Here is a 19,339-nt window from a genome sequence, read left to right as displayed (position 1 = left end):
TATCGCCCAAATAATTGTCATTTTTTGTTGCGATGTTGGATGGGTTGAAATGTGCGGCAGACTTACATACAATGCGAAACAATTACAAAATTATCTAGAAATGAGACGCGTAATGGCAAGTTGGCCCCCCGTATTGAGACCGGATGGTAAGCCCAGATATCTGCAAATTGCGGATGCGATTGAAGCGGCGGTGAAGAGCGGTGAGTTTGCGCCAGGAGACAGGCTGCCGCCACAGCGCAAACTGGCCGACCGTCTGGGGATCGACTTTACGACCGTTACCCGTGCCTACGCAGAAGCCCATGCAAGGCGGCTGGTCGAGAGCCACGTCGGCCGCGGTACGTTTGCTTGCGCTCCTGCTCACTCACGTCATGAAGCAAATCCTCATCGTGCCCGGGATGAAGATCTCTCCATGAACATGCCGCCGGAGCCGCAGGACGCCGAGTTGATTGCCCGCATGCAGGACGGCCTTCGCACGGTGTCGGCAAATCTCATACCGTTGCTTCGATATCAATCAACGACCGGCAGCAATCAGGATAAAGCCGCGGCCTCGTCGTGGCTCTCCAAGAGAGGAATGGTTCCAAGCCTCGAGCGCATCTCGATCACCCCTGGAGCGCATGCGACGATGACGGCAATATTGTCGACAATGACGCGTCAGGGCGACGTTATCCTGTGTGAAGCGATTACCTATCCCGGTTTGCGGGCAATTGCGGCGCGTATGGGGCTGCAACTGGTTGGCTTGCCGATGGATGGTGCGGGCATTCTTCCGGACAAACTGGATGCCGCCATTCACCTGCATCAGCCGAAAGCGCTTTACCTGAATCCCACTGTCCAGAACCCGACAACAATAACAATACCTCAAACACGGCGCATGGAGATTGCCGAAGTGCTGATCCGTCATCGGCTTCCACTGATCGAAGATGACGCATATGGCTTTATTCCCGCGTCGGCGCCAGCTCCGTTTGCGACCATGGCGCCCAACTTGACTTGGCATATCGGGGGGCTTGCCAAATGTCTGGGTGCAGGCCTTCGTCTCGCCTATACGGTTGCGCCGAGCGCCAAGGCTGCCTACTCATTGGCGCAAGCGATTCGAGCCAGCGCGGTCATGCCGTCTCCGCTTTGTATGGCTCTTGCAACTCGGTGGATCGAAGATGGGACTGCGGACGCCATTCGCCGGTTTGTCAGGACAGAAAGCGCGGTGCGTCAGAAGATTGCTGCCGAGACGCTCAAAGGATATGAATTTCTGGGGGAACCTGAAGCCTTCAACATTTGGCTAAAGCTGCCAACCGGCGCCAGTCGGGCCGAGTTGATGGGACGCATGGCGGGGCGCCACGTCGGACTGATGCCATCGGACGCATTTACCGTCCTCGGCACTCCCGATGAACACGTCCGGGTTTGCCTTGGCGGTACGGTGAAGCGTGAGGAGTTGCAGGCCGGTCTCCTGTTTATGGCCAATACACTCTCGGATATTGGTTGGATGGGTTAACTTCGAAACTTTCACTTTCTGGGTATTCTGGAAAAAAGGCTGGCTCGGCAAAATTGCGTGCCCGGTATAGTGGAATGCTGCTTGACTTTGGCTTTGGAGGCTGTGTCTCTTGACGAGACGGTCATAACACAGCACATCGGCTTTGAAAGCAAAAGCCGGCCTCGGCGCGATCAGAGTCTACTATCGCGCGCATATTTTGCTCTCTGGTCGGCCATCTGTTGGGCCGGCAACGCTCCTGCGATTCCATCCCGTGGAGGCATGCCCAATTTAAGGTTGGCCTGAGCCTAATCAAGAGTCTCCGTTACGAGAGAGGAAACCTCTGTATTAATCGTTTTAAATTTGGCTATGACGATGCAGAGGAGGTGCATGTGAAACATTGGTTGTACGCGACGGTTGCCGTTTTAGGTCTGAATACCGTTAATGCTGCCAACGCGACCGAGCTTGAGGTAACGCATTGGTGGACGTCCGGTAGCGAAGCGGCGGCGGTTCGAGTACTGGCGGAGGCATTCAACGCCACGGGCAATGTCTGGAAGGATGGCGCCATTGCCGGGGCCGGTGGTGTGGCGCGGCCGCTCATCACCAGTCGAATTACCGGCGGAGACCCGATGGGTGCAACGCAATTTACGCATGGCAAGGCTATGAAGGAGCTGGTTCAAGCCGGCCTCATGCGCGATGTCACCGATCTCGCAAAACGTGAAGGCTGGCTCGACAAAATCCATCCGCAGTCTTTGCTCGAAGACTGCACCTATGAGGGGCGTGTCTATTGCGTCCCGTCGAATATTCATTCCCAACAGTGGCTGTGGCTCGGACACAAGGCTTTCGAGACGGCTGGACTGCCTGTGCCGAAAAACTGGAACGAGTTCGTCGCCGCTGCACCCGCTCTCGAAGAGAAGGGTATCGTTCCTCTGGCTGCGGGGCGACAGCCCTGGCAGATCCAGCTCCTCTTCAATGTGCTGATGGTTTCGATTGGCGGCCCCGAAATCTTTGAAAAGGTTTACGGAGACAAAAATACCGACCTTGCGGCAGGTCCGGAAGTTGCGAAGGTTTTTGCAGCCGCTGCGGATGCGCGGCGCTTGTCGAAAAAGTCGAATGTCCAGGAATGGAACACGGCGGCCCAGATGGTCATTGATGGCAGGGCGGCCGGGCAGATCATGGGTGACTGGGTTCAGGGCGAATTCGAGCAAGCCGGACTGACGGCCGGCAAGGATTATGATTGCCTCGCAGGGCTCGGCGTTCATCCCTACATTACGACAGCAGGCGATGCGTTTTATTTCCCGAAAGTAAAAAGCAAGGATATCGAGGCGGCGCAGGAGGCGTTGGCGTCCACGATTGTTGACGCTTCCGTCCAGGTGAAATTTAACCTGATCAAAGGTGCGCTGCCGGTGCGCAGCGACATCGAGGTCAAGGATGCCAGTGTCTGCATGAAAAAGGGGCTGGATATCCTGGCAAAGGGGCAGGTTATCCGAAGCGTCAACAGCCTGCTCTCGCCAGACTCCGTGGGGCGCATCACCGATCTTGTCGTGGAGTTCTTCAGCGATGACAGCTTTACGGCGGAACGGGCGCAAAGCGAGTTCGTCGCAATAATCGCGGACGCCGACTGACGGGGACGTCGCCGGGGGGCTCCACGACGCCCAATTTCGCTCAAATCAGAGAAAAATTTATGTCTAAGGTTGCTTTCAGACGATGGCGGCTCGGCAATGCGAGCGCACTTGCCGCTTCAATTCCCATGGTGGTGACGGCTCTGGTCGTTTATCTAGGTTGCACACTGTGGACCATCGGTTATTCATTTACGAATTCCAGGCTTCTTCCCAATGCGGAATGGGTGGGGCTGAGCCAGTATGAAAGGCTCTGGGGTTCGCGGCGCTGGCTAATATCAATCGAAAACCTTGCCATCTATGGCGCGATGATGCTTGTCCTTTCCCTGTTGCTGGGTTTCGTGCTCGCGGCGATGCTGGATCGCAAAATACGTTTCGAAAACACGTTTCGCGCGATCTTTCTATATCCCTACGCGCTGAGCTTCATCGTCACTGGATTAGTGTGGCAATGGCTGCTCAACCCGGAATTCGGCATCCAGAGCTTTGTTCGGGGGCTTGGATTTACCGGCTTCTCCTTCGATCCGCTTTACGACCCGAAACTGGTCCTCTTTGGCGTCATCGCCGCAGCGCTCTGGCACGGTGTCGGGCTGGTGATGTGCCTGATGCTTGCGGGACTACGCGGCATTGATGAGGATATATGGAAGGCAACGCGGGTGGACGGTATTCCCACCTGGAAGACCTATCTTTTTGTTATTCTTCCGATGATGCGCAATGTCTTCGTCACTGCGCTTGTTCTTATCGCGTCGGGCATCATTAAACTCTACGACCTCATCATCGCCCAAACCGGGGGAGGTCCTGGCCTTTCGTCGGAAGTGCCCGCGAAATACGTCTTCGACTATCTTTTCCAGTCGCAAAATCTCGGACAGGCCTTCGCGGCCTCCACAATGATGTTGGTCGCCGTCACTTTCGTGATCATTCCCTGGGCCATTCTCGAGTTTGGAGGAAAAAAACGTGCCTGATTATCCAATTTCGCGCGTGGAGCCTCGTGGCCCTCGTCCCCAGCGTTTTATCTCGCGAGACAAGGTGTTGCTTTATAGTGCACTGATTGTCTTCGCCATTTATTATTTGCTTCCTCTTTATGTGATGGTCGTCACGTCCTTGAAGGGAATGCCGGAAATCCGGCTTGGGAACATCTTTGCTCCCCCTGTCGAGATTACGTTTCAGCCTTGGGTCGAGGCGTGGTCGTCAACCTGTACAGGCCTAACCTGCGAAGGCCTTTCAAGGGGATTTCTCAACTCCGTTAAAATCACCATCCCCTCGGTGATCCTCTCGATCCTGATTGCCTCCATCAACGGCTACGCTCTGGCCAACTGGCGTATCAAGGGGGCGGATGTCTTCTTTACGATCCTGATCGTCGGAGCCTTCATTCCCTATCAGGTGATGATCTATCCGATCGTGATCCTGCTTCGAGAAATTGGTCTCTATGGCTCTCTCACCGGCCTGACGCTTGTCCACACCGTCTTCGGGATGCCGATCCTCACGCTTCTCTTCCGGAACTATTTCAGTGCAATTCCTGAAGAGCTCTTTAAGGCCGCGCGCGTTGATGGCGCCGGTTTCTGGGGAATCTATCTGAAAATCATGCTGCCCATGGCGCTGCCCATTTTCACGGTCGCGGTCATTCTCCAGGTGACCGGCATCTGGAATGACTTTCTCTTCGGCGTGATATTCACCCGGCCTGAGAATTATCCAATGACCGTACAGTTGAATAACATCGTCAACTCGGTGCAGGGCGTCAAGGAATACAACATCAATATGGCTGCGACCCTCCTCACAGGTCTTGTTCCTCTGTCGATCTACTTCCTCTCGGGAAAACTGTTCGTTCGCGGGATAGCAGCAGGCGCAGTCAAGGGATAAAGCCATGAACCAGAGCATTTCAATTCGCGAACTCAAGCTTAACTACGGCACTGTCGAGGTTTTGAAGAACCTCAATCTTGATATCGGCAAAGGGGAATTTCTTGTCCTGCTTGGCTCATCTGGTTGCGGAAAATCGACCCTGCTCAATTGTATCGCAGGCCTCATTGAACCGACCGATGGCCAAATCTTCATCAATGACCGCAACGTGACCTGGGAGGAACCCAGCAAGCGGGGCATCGGCATGGTTTTCCAGTCATATGCGCTTTATCCGCAAATGACCGTTGCCGGAAACCTTTCCTTTGGCTTGAAAAACGCCGGTGTCGCGAAAGACGTCATTGCGGAGCGCATCAAAAACGCAGCGTCAGTTCTGCAGATAGAACCTCTGCTTGAGCGGAAACCATCGGCGCTTTCAGGAGGCCAGCGTCAGCGCGTCGCGATCGGTCGTGCGCTTGTCAGAGACGTTGACGTATTCCTCTTCGATGAGCCCCTGTCGAACCTTGACGCCAAACTGCGTGCGGACTTGCGGGTGGAAATCAAACGTCTCCACCAGAAGCTTGGCAATACGATGATCTACGTCACGCATGATCAGGTGGAGGCAATGACACTTGCCGACCGTATCGCCGTGATGAAGGGCGGTTCCGTAATGCAACTTGCGACCCCGCAGGAAATCTACAATACCCCCGCCAACAAATACGTGGCGGATTTCATCGGCTCCCCGTCGATGAATTTCTTCCAGGTTGGGATTGACGGTAGCGCTCTGCATTTCGGCGATTTACGCGTTCCACTCGATGGTTATTCTTTCTGTAGTGATCTGCGGCCGAAAAGTGCCTGGCTGGGTGTTCGTCCCGAACATTTCAACGTTGGTGTTGCCTCTGAGGGTTCGGATGTCTGCTTCGACACGGTTATTGAACTTGTCGAGCCTATGGGAGCCGATACGCTCGTTTGGGCTTCATTCTCCGGCCAGACATTGCGGTTCCGCATGGACGGACAGGCCGACGTTTCCCCTGGGATGACAGTGCCGGTCGGTTTTAACCTGCAACGGTCTTCTCTCTTCGATCTCGAGACTGAAATACGACTGTAATGGGAGGAAACGGGCATGCGCCTTGCTGCACCTGACCTGAACAATCTTGACCCTGAACAGAAGAGGGTTCACGACGTTATCGCCGGTGGTCCCCGCGGCCGCGTGAGGGGGCCACTTGCCCTGTGGTTGCATAGGCCTCTCCTGGCCGAAGCTGCACAGAACATGGGGCAATATTGTCGATATGGTTCTTCGGTCGCACCACGACTGTCTGAAATTGCGATCCTCGCACTCGTACGCCTGTGGAATGCGGAGCTACCCTGGTATGCTCACAAGGCGGATGCCCTCAAGGCCGGGGTGGAGCCTGATGTGATCGAGGCTATCCGCGTGGGGCAGGAACCACTGATCGCTGATGCGGCTGGCCGGGCAGTTTATCGCTTTACGGTAGAAATCTACAATCAGCGCAGGGTTTCGGATGAAACCTATGCGGCTGTGCTTGACGCCATCGGAAGCGATGGTCTCGTCGATCTGGTGGGGATCGTTGGCTATTATTCGCTCGTTGCGATGACGGTCAACACATTCGAACTGCCTCTTCCTGAGGGAGTGTCCCCTGATTTTCCGGAGTAAGCCCGGATAATCCGATCCCTCATATTTCCCAAACAATGACGCTACAGGAAATTGTCATGACGCAAAAAACACCCCGATCCTTCGTTCTGGTTGCCGGCGCTGGCCATGGTGGCTGGGTTTGGCGGGATTTGGCCGCTTTGCTTGTTGCCGCCGGACATCGCGTGTTCACACCCACGCTGACAGGACTGGGCGAACGCTCTCATCTGATCAGTGGTTCGATCACCCTTTCCACGCATATCAACGATGTGGTGAATGTATTTGAATGGGAAGATCTGCACGACGCCGTTCTCGTGGGGCACTCTTATGCCGGCTGGGTTGTTTCCGGTGCGATGGAGAAGCTTGAAGGGCGGGTAACCGGCCTTGTCTATCTGGATGCGTTCCTGCCTGACGATGGCCAGCGCGGGTTTGATTTCTTGAACGACCAGCAGAAAGCTGCGTTTCTGTCCGCGCAGAAGAATGGGGAAATTTCCCGCCCGGGACCAACCTCCGCCGCATTGAAAATTCAGGATAAAGCGAATGCTGCCTGGGTCGATTCCAAGATCACGCGACAGCCGATCGGTGTTTCGCTGGAGGCACTTCATCTGACTGGCGCCCGTGATCGCGTGGCCACGAAAATCTACGTGAGAACGCCGCTTTTCCCGCAGCCGCTGTTCGACGCTGCCCTTCAGCGCTGTGAGAAGGACGCGAGCTGGCAAACCGTGGTCATGGAAGGATGCGGCCACGACCCCATGGTGGACCGGCCCGACGCGGTAGCGGATATTCTGACGAACATTCCGTGATTGCGATTTCGGGACGCTTGACGGCGGATGAGCGCCATAAAAACAGCAGGGACATGAATGGTCGACAACATGACAGCCCTCATGGGAAAGCTGCGTGAGAAACCTTTTTATCTCGATACAGCGGCTCTTGCCTGGGTTCAGACAACCTTTTCTTTATTGAGCACTGAGGAAAAGGTTGGACAAATCCTGCTCCCGGTGTGCCGCGACCTTTCCGATGAGGCGATCAATGGCGTGCTTGCCCATCACGTCGGCGGCCTTCATCGCATGATAAGGCGCGATGAAGGTGAATTGCGAGGCAGTGCGCGATATGCCCAGTCGCGGACCAAGGTGCCGCTCCTGATGGCAGGCGACATCGAGTTTTCGGAAAAAAGTAGCCCCGCTGCGGGTACGGAATTCCCGAACCAGATGGCGGTGGGGGCGACCGGAGACACTATTCACGCAAAGCGGATGGGAACGATTGCGGCCAGGGAGGGCTCATATCTGGGGTTCAACATCAGTTGGACCCCGGTTGGTGACCTCGCGCTCAATTTCCGCTCCAGCGTTGTCAACACGCGCGCGTTTGGGGATGACGTTGAGGCGGTCACCGGATATGTGCGTGCTTATCATGAGGGTGTGCGGGAAGCTGGATTGGGGACCTGCCTGAAGCACTGGCCCGGTGACGGCGTCGATGAGCGTGACCAGCATTTCGTCAAGACAAACAATACCATGGACATGGACAGCTGGCGCAGAAGCTTCGGCCAGATATTCGGCGCCGCAATAGCCAACGGCGTTCAGTCGATAATGGCGGGGCACATTAGCTTACCAGCCTACGCCGCTGAACTGGGTGCGCGCGCCTCCTGTCAAGGATCGGCACCTGCTTCCCTCAACCGCGATCTCAATATTAAGCTGCTGCGCGGAGAGTTGGGATTCAACGGACTGATCGTTTCCGACGCGACGGGCATGGTGGGGTTCGGGTCGCAGGGAAAACGGAGCAAGATCGTTCCGCTCTGTATCGAGGAGGGGTGCGATGTTCTCCTGTTCCCGACCAATCTTGCTGATGACTTCCGTTTCCTGATCGCGGGACTGGACGAGGGAATTCTCAGCTATTGTCGTCTCGACGAAGCCGTACTGCGCGTCCTTGCCTTAAAGGCATCGCTAGGGCTTCATCTTGATCGGTTTGCCCTGCCAGACGAGCGGTGGAAGAAAAATTTGCTCGCATCGCCTCAACACGCTGCCTGGGCCGACGACGTCGCAAGAGCTGCGGTGACCTTGGTCAAGGACACTCGGAAAATTCTGCCTTTGAGGCCGGAAAAACATCCACGTGTTCTTTTGTCATGGCTCGAAAACCGAACGACCCCGTCCGGTCCGATCGCACAACTTCAGTTTGACCGGCTTCTTCGAGAGGCGGGGTTTGATGTGACAATTCTGCGGCCTGGCGAGAAAATAGAAGCGACGCGATATGACGTTGGCGTCTATGTTCTGGCTGAAGAAGGGATGTCCGCCAGGGAACACCTTGGTCCGCGGTGGGCAGATTTGCACGGGCCGTTTCCCGCATCGATGGAAAGATTGTGGGACTATCTTCCGACCATATATGTTTCGCTCGGTTCCCCGTTTCTCCTTTACCATATGCCGGAGTGCGAAACGTTCGTGAACGGTTATTCTCCGATTTTGCCGGTACAACGCGCAACCGTTGCGGCTTTAACCGGAAAAATTCCATTCTCCGGTCAGAGCCCGGTAGATCCTTCTTGCGGGGTCGCGCCGGGAGCGCCCTTATAGATCAGGTGATCGCGGCTAGACGCCGGAAACAACGCGGTGGGACTTGACTGGAAATGTCAGGCCCAAGGAAGCCTGTTTGATCAAGCGCAGGGAGGCGGGCAAAAAAATATCTCTGCTTTGATAAAATTATGTCGCCCTTTTGGGCGGCAGCGCGCGAAATGTTGCCATCGCCGTCGTGGATGGAACGTGGTATCCTGACGAGCCTGACCACTGAGCCAGTACTGAGACAGTGTGGAGGATTCGGGATGGAGGCACACTTTCCCTTGAAATAACGCCCTCGCACGTTGCTGGCCGCCGCGGGGTTGTCACCATGCGTCTGCCGAGCATGCCAGCGGCAGGTTCTTGATTTACTAAACTTTCAGAGGAACTTGAATGCTCGTTCTTTTCCCAGTTCCCTCAGGAATCGCCGTCGACCTGCCCACCAGGACCGTTCCCTTCACAATCGCCTGGGCCAGGTATCTTGGGTGGTTCGATATCTTCCGGAACACTCCTTTCTTCACTCGATTGCTCCGGGCCGTGACGGGTTCTATCGCCCGCCCGATGAGCGCCGCAACTGCAGGAATGGTGGCTCCGAGGCATTTCACGGGCGTCATCGGCGCTATCACCGAAACCTTGGGCGGCGCGATCAGTCGCTTCTGGCTCGCTAAACGTTTCGGGCTTGAGCTCCCCGTGGCGCTGGTCGAAGACACCGTTATCATAGCGTTCGCGCTTCTCGTCGTGGTGGCCGTGTCATGAGAGAGTACGACGCAATCTTCATCGGGGCCGGACAGGCCGGGCCGTTTCTCGCCGCTCGTATGGCGGCGATGGGCCGCAAGGTGGTCCTGATCGAACGGAAGTATCTCGGCGGAACCTGCGTTAACGCCGGGTGCATGCCGACCAAGGCCTTGGTCGCCTGTGCCAAGACCGCCCAGATGGCGCGGCGTGCATCCGAATTCGGGGTCACTATTCCTGGTGAGCCGACGATGGATATGTCGGCCGTGGCGGCCCGCGCCAGGAAGGTGACCCTCGATGCGAGAAGCGGCCTGGCGGCCTGGTTCGATAGCCTCGAAACGATGGATGTGGTTTATGGCCAGGCCCAATTCGCCGGTGCGAAGGACGTTTATGTGAACGGTACACGCTACACGGCGCCGCAGATTTTCATCAACGTGGGCGCGCGACCACACATCCCCGATGTGCAGGGGTTGACCGACGTGCCGTATCTCACAAGCACTTCGATGATCGAACTCGCTGAATTGCCAAGACACCTGGTTGTCCTCGGCGGCAGTTATATCGGACTGGAATTTGCCCAGATGTATCGGCGCTTCGGTGCGGCGGTCACTGTCGTCGAGCGCGGACCGCACCTTGCGCCCCGGGAGGACAGAGATATCTCGGAAGCCATTGCGGATATCCTCACCAGGGACGGCGTCAACGTTCTTCTCAGCCAGAAACTGTTGTCAGTCGCCATGGACGGCTCAGACGTCGTCGTGCGGTCCGATCAAGGCGAAGTCCGGGGCAGCCATGTATTGGTCGCCCTCGGGCGCCAGCCGAATACCGACGATCTCGGCCTCGATCTCGCGGGCGTAGAGACTGATCGTCATGGATTCATTCAGGTGGATGAGCGACTTCAGACGAATGTCGAAGGTATCTGGGCGCTTGGCGATTGCAACGGACGAGGCGCCTTCACGCATACCTCCTACAATGATTTCGAGATCGCCGCCGCGAACCTCCTCGACGGCGGCGATCGCAAATTGTCCGATCGCATACTCGGTTATGGCGTCTACATTGATCCGCCTCTCGGGCGCGTGGGCATGACGGAGCGTCAGGCGAAGGAGGCCGGCCACCGGGTCAAGGTCTCGACCCGACCTATGAGCCGTGTCGGTCGAGCCGTCGAGAAAGGTGAAATACTCGGCCTCATGAAGCTCGTCGCCGACGCTGACACCGACCGGGTGCTCGGCGCCGCCTTTCTGGGGGTCGGGGGTGACGAAGCGATCTACGGGGTGCTGGAAGCCATGAACCTGGGGGCGACGACCGAAAAACTCCGCTGGGCGGTGCCTATCCATCCGACTGTCGGAGAACTGGTGCCGACACTGATTAACGACCTGAAGGTAACAATTTCAGCGATGTGACCGAGGGCTGAAGACTTATTCGGTGGCCTTTGTTCTGCGAAATTATACCGTTAAAGTGGCCTTGTTCGGTACTTTTACGGTCACCTGAAACTCCTCAAGACTGCGGCGACAATTGCTTCCGGGCAATCTTCCTGAACAAGGTGGCCGGTCTCGGGTAGCGAAATACAGTCTTTAGCGGAAATCAACGCCGCCAGACGCTCGCCCATGTGATGTGGAATCCATTCGTCATTCTTTCCCCAAAGTACGCTTACCGGGCAGTCCATTCGGGTATAAAGAGTTTCGACTTCATCTGTGAAACGCTGGTCCATTTGCGCGATTTGCCGGTAAAATGCAGGCTGCCCGACAGGACCAGTCCAAGGCGCGCTGTATATTTTCAGCGCCTCTTCCGACAATGGATTGCGCGCGGCGGATTGTAGGTAGGCGCGCAACACGGCACGATGCATGTAGGCTGGCATGTCGGAAAACGCCATTTCGTGCTGACGAACATGCTGCACAAAAGGGGACCCCCATGGGGCAAAAGCGACAGCATCGAAAATCGTTAAGGCGGAATAGCGCAACCCGTTGAGAAAGTAGGCACGAAGGACGGTTGCCCCGCCAAAGTCATGGGCCAGCATCTCGGGCCGTTCAATATTCCATTCTTTAAACAAGTTCTCCAGAACATTATTCTGTATTCCGAGCGAAACATCCTGTCCTTCGCGCATTTCAGACTGACCATAGCCAACCATGTCAAAGTAATAGATGGTCCGATCATGGGCAAAATGTGGGATGATCTTACGCCAGACCTGAGAAGAAAAGGGTGTGCCGTGAACGGCGACCAGCGGCGGGCCGCTGCCGATCTTCCCCCACCGAACAGCATTGCCTTCGATTGTTGACGTATTCGGGAGTTCCAGCATGAAAAATCCTATCCTCTCTCGAACCAAGTGACGCGACGCCCTTGCCTTGATTTGGGAAAGCATCAGTTTGAGAGAACAAAATCACCAGTTCATAATTTTTAAGATAAGGATCAGTCCGCTTGAGCCGCCGGCGCCATCGCCCATTTTGGCGGAGCCAGATCGACGGGCCTGCGACGCCATGTCCCCATTCGGCAACCGTTCGATAGTCGCGGCGGATTGAGGCTGGAATGAACCGTTGATCGGCGGCATAGTCTTCGTCGTTACGGACATCGATGAGGCACGGCAGGCTTGGCGTAACGATGATCCGGTTCAGCTTGTCGGGTGCGCAATGTCCAAAAATGACGGCATAGCGTGTCCCTCCGTTGGCTCGGGCAAGCACTGATCGAACCCGGACTTTCAGATCCCAGACCCATCAAGCTCCCGGTCGTCCTCGCCCTCCCAGGGAGCGGGCATCGTAAGACCATCGATATTGGCTGAAGGCATAGGCATCCAGCACTTCAATTCCGACTCCGAATATTCGATGATCCGCCCCGGCGAGGAGTCTGAAGCGCGCCAGCCCTCTGAGCCGTACTGGTCGCCCTTCGACCAATAGGCGAGGTCTACCTGGGACGGCCCTTGTTCGGACGACCGTATCGTGATGAGGATCCGATCTCCGGTTTTCGGCGCGCTCGCCATATGTCGCCATGGGTGTGCCTTGTCCATCGTCTCCCCCCGTAATACGCTCGGCCCTCAACGGCTTGCGGGCTGCGCCCGCACAAAAGAGCCGCCTTTCCGGATTTCAGGCTTCGACAGCTTCGCTGACATCATCCAGAAGAAAGTGCACGATCACATAGCGTGTCGTGTATTTCTGACCGCTATCGGAGACGCTTTCGATGCTGCCGCCGTCGGCGGGGTGCCAGTTCTGGTAATGGGGGTTGTTGGCGATCAGCGTAATCGCGTTGCCTGACAACCTGCCGCCCAGCCGGTAGCGGGCCTCTGCGAGATGCCAGATATTCTCAAAATCCTGTTGGCTGATACGGGCTTTCAAGGCCTTTCTGGATATTGTTTTCCCGGGCGAACCATCGTCATGCGCCGCCGATGGAATATGTAGGTCAACTTCTTCTGCACCGTCCAGCAGAAAGGTGAATTCGTCTGGCCACATCCGTCTCACGTATCGCTCCTCCCAAAGCTTACCGTCCTACAGCGCCATCATGATAGCGTCTCCGCCGCGAGAGGCAATGGCGGATATGCACCTGTGCTTGCCTCGCATACCCTCAATCGATGTTACGAGTTCCAATGCCCGGAACTTGAAATTGACCGGGAGATCGTGCTTGTTCACCTTCGGGAGGGCACGTCCGCGTCCCCGCCAGTCGACGAACTGCATCGAGGAGTAAAGGCATGAAGAAGCTCATCAACGATCCAGCCACCGTAGTGCGGGACATGCTTGAGGGCGTGGTGGCCCTCAGCCCCGCGACGGTCCTGCTTGCGGATGAGAATGTCGTCATCCGCTCTGGCCTTCCGGACCCGGAAAAGCGCAGGGTGGCGGTCCTGTCGGGCGGCGGCAGTGGCCATGAACCAGCTCATGCGGGTTATGTCGGCGCGGGTATGCTGACCGTTGCGGTGGCAGGCGATGTCTTCACTTCGCCGAGCACCGATGCGGTTCTTGCCGGCATCAGGGCTGCGGCCGGACCCGCCGGCGCTCTGGTTATCGTCAAGAACTATACGGGTGATCGACTGAACTTCGGATTGGCGGCCGAGCTGGCGCGGGCTGAAGGAATTCCGGTTGAGATCGTGGTCGTTGCCGATGACGTTGCGTTGAAGGATACAGTTCCCGACGATCGCCGCCGGGGTATTGCAGGTACCGTACTTGTTCACAAGCTCGCTGGCGCGGCCGCGGAGCAGGGACTTTCCCTTCAAGAGGTGGCCCGCATCGCCCGGGAAGCTGCCGGAAACTTATCTTCCATGGGAATATCGCTGGGCTCCTGCACGCTCCCTGCCGTTGGCAGGCCGGGCTTCGTCCTTGGCGACGCTGAAATCGAAGTCGGTCTCGGCATCCATGGAGAACAGGGCGTTCGGCGGATGCCCATCGCACCGGCGGACGAGCTCGTGAAGCTGGTGCTCGAAACGATCAAAGCCGATGGCAGGCTGAAGAGCGGCGACCGGGTTGCGCTTCTGGTCAACGGACTGGGATCGACGCCGCCAATGGAGCTTGCGGTCGTGGCGCGATCCGCCGTCACACGTCTGGAGGCAAAGGGCGTCGTGGTCGAAAGGGCATGGGCCGGCACCTTCCTCTCCGCCCTCGATATGCCCGGCTTTTCCCTGTCGGTCATGCACGTGGACGACGCAATGCTCAACCTCATGGATGCGCCAACCGATGCCGGTGCATGGCCGCGCGGCGGTGTGGTGAACCGCAACCGCGTCTTGCCTTCGGCAGGCGTCAAGACGAGCGTGAGCGCGCAAAGCAGCGTCACGGTCGCCGGTGAACGACTGCGTTCCGCCGCGGAGCGGGTCGCCGGTGCACTGATCGCTGCGGAGCCCAGACTGACGCAACTGGACAGTGTTACGGGCGACGGTGACCTTGGAACAAGCATGGTGCGCGGCGCCGAAGCAATACTGGCGCTGCCACGGCAGAGCTTCGCAGATATATCCGGCGGCTTGATGGAAATGGCAAATGCGATGCGGAAGGCAATCGGCGGAAGCTCGGGCCCCTTTTACGCCACGGGCCTGATGCGCGCTTCGCGCCATCTTGCCGGGATCGAAAAGCCGACGGCCCAACAGATGGCGGAAGCGTTCGAGGCGGCCGTTCTTGCGGTCTCTGAACTCGGTGGTGCGAAGCCGGGAGACCGTACGATGATAGATGCGCTTCACCCAGCGGCAGCAACGTTCCGGGATAAGCTCGTAGCCGGAGCGTCGGCCGACGACGCCTGGCGATCCGCCTTGGCGGCAGGTATCGCAGGCGCCGAGGCGACGACGTCGATGAAGCCGCGGCTCGGGCGCGCGAGCTATCTTGGCGAGCGGGCTATGGGACATCCCGATGCGGGAGCGGTCGCCGTCAGCATCTGGCTTGAAGCAATCGGGAACGATTAGCGCCGATGGGCGGCAGGCTTGATGAGAAAGCGGATTGCCGCCGTGGCCATGACGTTCAGATGCGCCGCGCCTTGATCGTGTTCATGACGAAGCTGGTCTCGATGGTCTCGACGCATTTCAGCTTTGCAATCTTGTCCTTGATGAAACGCTCGTAGTCCTCCAGCCCACCGCACATGACCTTGAGCATGTAGTCCCTCGGACCCGTGACCAGATGACATTCGAGAACCTCGTTCCAGTCAAGAACGGCCGTCTCGAACATCCGGATTTCGTCATCGTGCTGGCGGCTGAGGCGGACGGACGCAAGGGCCGTCATGGTCCATCCCTCGATTGCCGGATCAATGATCGCGGAGTACCCTTTGATGGCGCCTAACTCTTCCAGGCGTCGAAGCCGCCGCAGGCACGCCGATGCTGACAGTCCGACCCGCTCGGCAAGTTCGTTGTTCGTGATCCGCGCATCGGCAGACAATTCCCTGAGTATCCGCCTGTCGATCGGATCTGCAATTTTTTGCGACATAAATGACCATTCTCCGCAATATATTGCTTTATGAGACCGCTGTACGCTTCAAAATGCAAGGTATTTTGGTTTCACTGCATGTAATCTGCAGGTAGTTTAACACCAGCTGAGGGATCATCGGAAATGACCGCGCCGCATCCGTCCAAAACCCACATCGGCAACCACGCCCTCCATCCTGAAACCCAGATGCTGAATTACGGTTATGATCCGGAATTGTCGGAGGGCGCCGTAAAGCCTCCCGTGTTCCTGACATCGACCTTCGTTTTCAAATCGGCGGAAGACGGGCGTGACTTCTTCGACTACGTCTCCGGCCGCAAGGAGCCGCCCGAAGGCAGGGGCGCGGGCCTCGTCTATTCGCGCTTCAACCATCCAAACAGCGAGATTGTCGAGGATCGTCTTGCCGTTTATGAGCGAACGGAGAGCTGCGCGCTCTTTTCGTCCGGCATGTCCGCCATTTCGACGACGCTTTTCGCTTTCGTCCGGCCCGGTGATACTGTGCTCCACTCCCAGCCGCTTTATGGCGGCACGGAGACGCTGCTGGCCAAGACCTTCCATAATTTCGGCGTCTCGGCAGTGGGTTTTGCCGATGGCGTCAGCGAGACTACGGTGATGGCTGCCGCAGAAGAGGCGATGGCGAAAGGCAGGGTCTCCGTCATCCTCATCGAGACGCCGGCCAATCCGACAAACAGCGTTGTTGATGTCGCGATGATGAGCCGGGTCGCCGACGCGATCAGCGAGAGGCAGGGGCACAGGCCGATCATCGCTTGCGACAATACGCTCCTCGGCCCGGTGTTCCAGCGGCCCATCGAGCATGGCGCGGACATCTCGCTTTATTCGTTGACGAAGTATGTCGGCGGGCATTCCGATCTCATTGCCGGGGCGGCGCTGGGTCGGAAGAATGTCATGAAGCAGGTGAAGGCGTTGCGTGGAGCAATCGGCACGCAACTCGATCCGCACTCGTGCTGGATGCTCGGACGTTCCCTTGAGACGCTGCAAATCCGGATGGAGCGGGCGGACAGCAACGCCAGGGTCGTGGCGGAATTCCTGAATGCGCATCCCAAGGTCGAGAAAATCCATTACCTTCCGTTCAGCGATCCGGCATCTGCGGCTGGCAAGGTGTTTGCCGCTCAATGCTCCGGCGCGGGATCGACCTTCTCGTTCGACATCGCCGGCGGGCAGGCCGCGTCTTTCAAATTCCTCAATGCGCTCAACATATTCAAACTCGCGGTAAGCCTCGGCGGCACGGAGTCTCTCGCATCTCACCCCGCAACGATGACGCATTCGGGAGTTCCTGCCGATATCCGCCAGCGCATCGGTGTGCTGGATTCCACGATCCGGCTGTCAATCGGCATCGAACATCCCGACGATCTTGTCGCCGACCTGACCCTTGCCCTGGATCAGGCCTGACGAAAACGGGAGCGCCGACTGCCGGGCGCTCCCCGGACTTGATTGAAAGCCGCTCTTCAGGGACAGGCCTGAATAGGTCACTCATGGTCGCGTCGCGCGGGTCGCTTTCCAATGTCTCTCATTTGCGGCATTAAGTTTTGTGAAGTAAAGAGCACAAGATGGATGTGTCGGGAGGGGGCATGAAACTCAGGAGCCAGATTCTCGCATTGGCCATCGGGCCACTTGTTCTTGCGATTATCGTCATTACCGCATTGATCACGTGGCAGTCTATGACGCTGGCGCGCACGAGCATCGATGCGTTCGAACGAAACATGCTCGCTGCAAAGGAGGCTGAACTCCTCAACCTCACCAATCTCGCCCTTTCGGCGATCCGCTCGGTCTATGACAGGGCAGGACCGGATGACGAGGCCGCGAAGGAAGAGGTCAAGCGCATCCTGACCGGTCTCGACTACGGCACTGACGGCTATTTCTTCGTCTATGACTATGACGGGCTGAACGTGGTCCATCCACGACAGAATTTCCGTCCGGGGAACAACTGGCTGGATCTCCACGATCCCGATGGCAACCGGGTGATCTACGATCTGATCGTCGAGGCGAAAAAGGGGGGAGGGCTGGTCCAGTACAAGTGGGAAAAACCCTCCACCAAAAAAATGGCCGACAAGCTTTCCTTTGCGGCCGGCCTCGACAAATGGCGCTGGATGATCGGTACCGGCGTTTACCTCGACGACGTTTTTGCGACGACGGCGGCGGCGAAGGAGGAGTTGCGGCATTCGATCACCTGGAACTTCCTGATCGTCGCCCTGTTTGCGGTTCCCGCCGTATTGCTGGTGTTTGCCACCTGCATGCTGCTCAATCTGCGCCAGCAGCGGCTGGCGGATGGCCGGCTCAAGGACTTGATGCAAAGGATCATCGATACGCAGGAGGAGGAGCGCCTGCGCATTGCCCGGGAACTGCATGACGGCATTTCCCAAAATCTCGTCGGCGTGCGTTTCGCGATCGATCTCGCGCGGCGCAAGGTCACCCCGGATAATGTCGGCGCTGTCGAGGCAATCGGCAAAGGCGCCATTGCGTTGAACGAAGCGATCAAGGAAGTCCGCCGCATCTCGCACGATCTTCGCCCGCGTGTCCTCGACGATCTGGGGCTGACGGCAGCTCTGGAATCCCTGATCTCGAGTTTTTCCGAACGCACGGGAATTGCGGCGACGCTTGAATCCGTGGCCTTCAAGCATATGCTTGTCCCGGAGGCACGGGTTGCGCTTTACCGTGTCGCACAGGAGGCGCTGACCAATATCGAGCGCCATGCCGGTGCGACGCAGGTCGCCATCCGGTTTTCCAGCCGCGATGAACGGGTCCAGATGGATGTCAGCGACAATGGTCGTGGATTTCCGGCCGTTCGGAAGGAGAACGGGATGCCGGCAAGCAAGGGGCTTGGTTTGAGAAACATGCAGGAACGCATGACCCATTTCGGCGGCAGGCTGGATGTCGAAAGCACCGCCAGGGGAACCGTTCTGCGGGCGGTGCTGCCCATCACCGCCATGAAGGATCGCAATGACGGCTTACAGGAGGCCGCCGAGTGACCGTTCATCCGATCCGTGTGTTGTTGATCGATAACCATCCTCTGGTTCTGGACGGGTTGAGGGCTGTCCTTGAGACTTACGAGCATCTCGAAGTCGTTGGAACCGCGGTGTCCGCCATGGCCGGTATCGATGCGGCTGTCGCCACGCGGCCCGATGTGGTGCTGATGGATATCAATATGCCGCAGATCAATGGCATCGATGCCCTGGAACTGTTCAAGGAAAAGCAGCTTTCCGCCCGGGTGCTGATGCTGTCGATGCATGACAGCCGGGAATATATATCGACATCGGTCATGTATGGTGCGGCCGGTTACATTCTGAAGGACGTGGCGACTGAAGAAATTGTTGCCGCAATCGAAACCGTGGCTGCCGGCGGCACCTATTTTTCCTCTGGCGTTCGCGATGTGCTAATGGAGGGGGCGTCCGGCAGACTGAAGGCGCTGACGACACGCGAACAGGAAGTTCTGCTGCTGATCGCGCGCGGAAAGAGCAATCGTGACGCTGCGCTGGCGCTCGACATTGCCGAGCGCACGATGGAAACCCATCGCAAGAACATCAAAAGGAAACTGGATATAGCGACGACTGCCGGTCTCATTCGCTATGCGATCGATAACGGGCTTATCAAAGAATAACCGCCAAAGGCCAGAGGCCCCGGAATGTCGCCATCCG

The 19,339-nt window shown here is 57.4% G+C and carries 18 protein-coding genes and 1 pseudogene; 14 read left to right on the top strand and 5 right to left on the bottom strand.

The features are described from left to right. Positions 1-112 precede the first annotated feature (112 nt). The 10 genes from AGR1_RS23165 (at position 113) to AGR1_RS23120 (ending at position 11,216) form a co-directional block, all read left to right on the top strand. Positions 113-1,483 (top strand): PLP-dependent aminotransferase family protein, encoded by a 1,371-nt coding sequence (locus tag AGR1_RS23165; RefSeq protein WP_149148359.1) that lies wholly within the window; start codon positions 113-115, stop codon positions 1,481-1,483. A gap of 368 nt (positions 1,484-1,851) precedes the next feature. Further along, positions 1,852-3,084, top strand: a complete 1,233-nt coding sequence (locus AGR1_RS23160) for an ABC transporter substrate-binding protein (protein ID WP_149148524.1) — start codon at positions 1,852-1,854, stop codon at positions 3,082-3,084. 59 nt (positions 3,085-3,143) lie between these two features. Continuing rightward, on the top strand, positions 3,144-4,037 hold the full coding sequence (locus AGR1_RS23155; RefSeq protein ID WP_246669704.1) for a sugar ABC transporter permease: 894 nt from the start codon (positions 3,144-3,146) through the stop codon (positions 4,035-4,037). After that, positions 4,030-4,932: a carbohydrate ABC transporter permease gene (locus AGR1_RS23150; protein ID WP_236760886.1), complete on the top strand. Its 903-nt coding sequence runs from the start codon at positions 4,030-4,032 to the stop codon at positions 4,930-4,932. The genes AGR1_RS23155 and AGR1_RS23150 overlap by 8 nt, the downstream gene beginning before the upstream one ends. Positions 4,933-4,936: 4 nt before the next feature. Then, positions 4,937-6,013, top strand: coding sequence for an ATP-binding cassette domain-containing protein (locus AGR1_RS23145; protein ID WP_149148358.1), 1,077 nt, complete (start codon positions 4,937-4,939; stop codon positions 6,011-6,013). A 15-nt stretch (positions 6,014-6,028) separates the two neighbouring features. Beyond that, positions 6,029-6,577 (top strand): carboxymuconolactone decarboxylase family protein, encoded by a 549-nt coding sequence (locus AGR1_RS23140; protein ID WP_149148357.1) that lies wholly within the window; start codon positions 6,029-6,031, stop codon positions 6,575-6,577. 35 nt (positions 6,578-6,612) lie between these two features. Then, a complete protein-coding gene (locus AGR1_RS23135) occupies positions 6,613-7,356 on the top strand; it encodes an alpha/beta hydrolase (protein ID WP_348640592.1) in 744 nt (247 codons plus the stop codon). A 57-nt stretch (positions 7,357-7,413) separates the two neighbouring features. Further along, positions 7,414-9,111, top strand: a complete 1,698-nt coding sequence (locus AGR1_RS23130) for a glycoside hydrolase family 3 N-terminal domain-containing protein (protein ID WP_246669702.1) — start codon at positions 7,414-7,416, stop codon at positions 9,109-9,111. A 372-nt stretch (positions 9,112-9,483) separates the two neighbouring features. Beyond that, positions 9,484-9,846 (top strand): hypothetical protein, encoded by a 363-nt coding sequence (locus tag AGR1_RS23125; RefSeq protein WP_149148355.1) that lies wholly within the window; start codon positions 9,484-9,486, stop codon positions 9,844-9,846. After that, entirely contained in the window at positions 9,843-11,216 is a 1,374-nt protein-coding gene (locus AGR1_RS23120) for an FAD-containing oxidoreductase (RefSeq protein WP_149148354.1), read from the top strand. Before AGR1_RS23125 ends, AGR1_RS23120 begins: the two co-directional genes overlap by 4 nt. 80 nt (positions 11,217-11,296) lie before the next feature. On the opposite strand, the gene AGR1_RS23115 is transcribed toward AGR1_RS23120, so the two are convergent. From AGR1_RS23115 to AGR1_RS23105, 4 genes and pseudogenes are all read right to left on the bottom strand, one after another. Further along, positions 11,297-12,109, bottom strand: coding sequence for an alpha/beta hydrolase (locus AGR1_RS23115; protein ID WP_137411836.1), 813 nt, complete (start codon positions 12,107-12,109; stop codon positions 11,297-11,299). A 184-nt stretch (positions 12,110-12,293) separates the two neighbouring features. Continuing rightward, a pseudogene (locus AGR1_RS30185) lies at positions 12,294-12,457 on the bottom strand (sulfurtransferase); the annotation flags it as partial. A gap of 48 nt (positions 12,458-12,505) precedes the next feature. Further along, complete coding sequence (locus AGR1_RS23110) at positions 12,506-12,811, bottom strand: hypothetical protein (RefSeq protein ID WP_149148353.1); 306 nt, start codon at positions 12,809-12,811, stop codon at positions 12,506-12,508. Between the two features lie 76 nt (positions 12,812-12,887). Continuing rightward, on the bottom strand, positions 12,888-13,250 hold the full coding sequence (locus AGR1_RS23105; RefSeq protein WP_149148521.1) for a hypothetical protein: 363 nt from the start codon (positions 13,248-13,250) through the stop codon (positions 12,888-12,890). 236 nt (positions 13,251-13,486) lie between these two features. Here AGR1_RS23105 and AGR1_RS23100 point away from each other — a divergent pair, with 236 nt between their 5' ends. Then, complete coding sequence (locus tag AGR1_RS23100; RefSeq protein ID WP_149148352.1) at positions 13,487-15,175, top strand: dihydroxyacetone kinase family protein; 1,689 nt, start codon at positions 13,487-13,489, stop codon at positions 15,173-15,175. A 55-nt stretch (positions 15,176-15,230) separates the two neighbouring features. Here the strand turns inward: AGR1_RS23100 and AGR1_RS23095 are convergent, their stop codons facing one another. Continuing rightward, entirely contained in the window at positions 15,231-15,689 is a 459-nt protein-coding gene (locus AGR1_RS23095; protein WP_149148351.1) for an Lrp/AsnC family transcriptional regulator, read from the bottom strand. 123 nt (positions 15,690-15,812) lie between these two features. Between AGR1_RS23095 and AGR1_RS23090 the strand changes: the two genes are divergently transcribed. The 3 genes from AGR1_RS23090 to AGR1_RS23080 all read left to right on the top strand — a co-directional run bounded on the left by AGR1_RS23090 (position 15,813) and on the right by AGR1_RS23080 (position 19,302). Further along, entirely contained in the window at positions 15,813-17,096 is a 1,284-nt protein-coding gene (locus AGR1_RS23090; protein ID WP_080794080.1) for a cystathionine gamma-synthase family protein, read from the top strand. Between the two features lie 179 nt (positions 17,097-17,275). Continuing rightward, positions 17,276-18,673 (top strand): cache domain-containing protein, encoded by a 1,398-nt coding sequence (locus AGR1_RS23085; protein WP_149148350.1) that lies wholly within the window; start codon positions 17,276-17,278, stop codon positions 18,671-18,673. Next, positions 18,670-19,302 carry a response regulator transcription factor gene (locus AGR1_RS23080; RefSeq protein WP_077983158.1) on the top strand — a complete coding sequence of 211 codons (633 nt, stop codon included), beginning with the start codon at positions 18,670-18,672 and terminating at the stop codon, positions 19,300-19,302. The genes AGR1_RS23085 and AGR1_RS23080 overlap by 4 nt, the downstream gene beginning before the upstream one ends. Positions 19,303-19,339 lie beyond the last annotated feature (37 nt).

The organism is Agrobacterium sp. B1(2019), assembly GCF_008274755.1.
Classification (GTDB): Bacteria; Pseudomonadota; Alphaproteobacteria; order Rhizobiales; family Rhizobiaceae; genus Agrobacterium; species Agrobacterium salinitolerans.
This window is presented reverse-complemented; position numbering and strand designations above follow the sequence as displayed.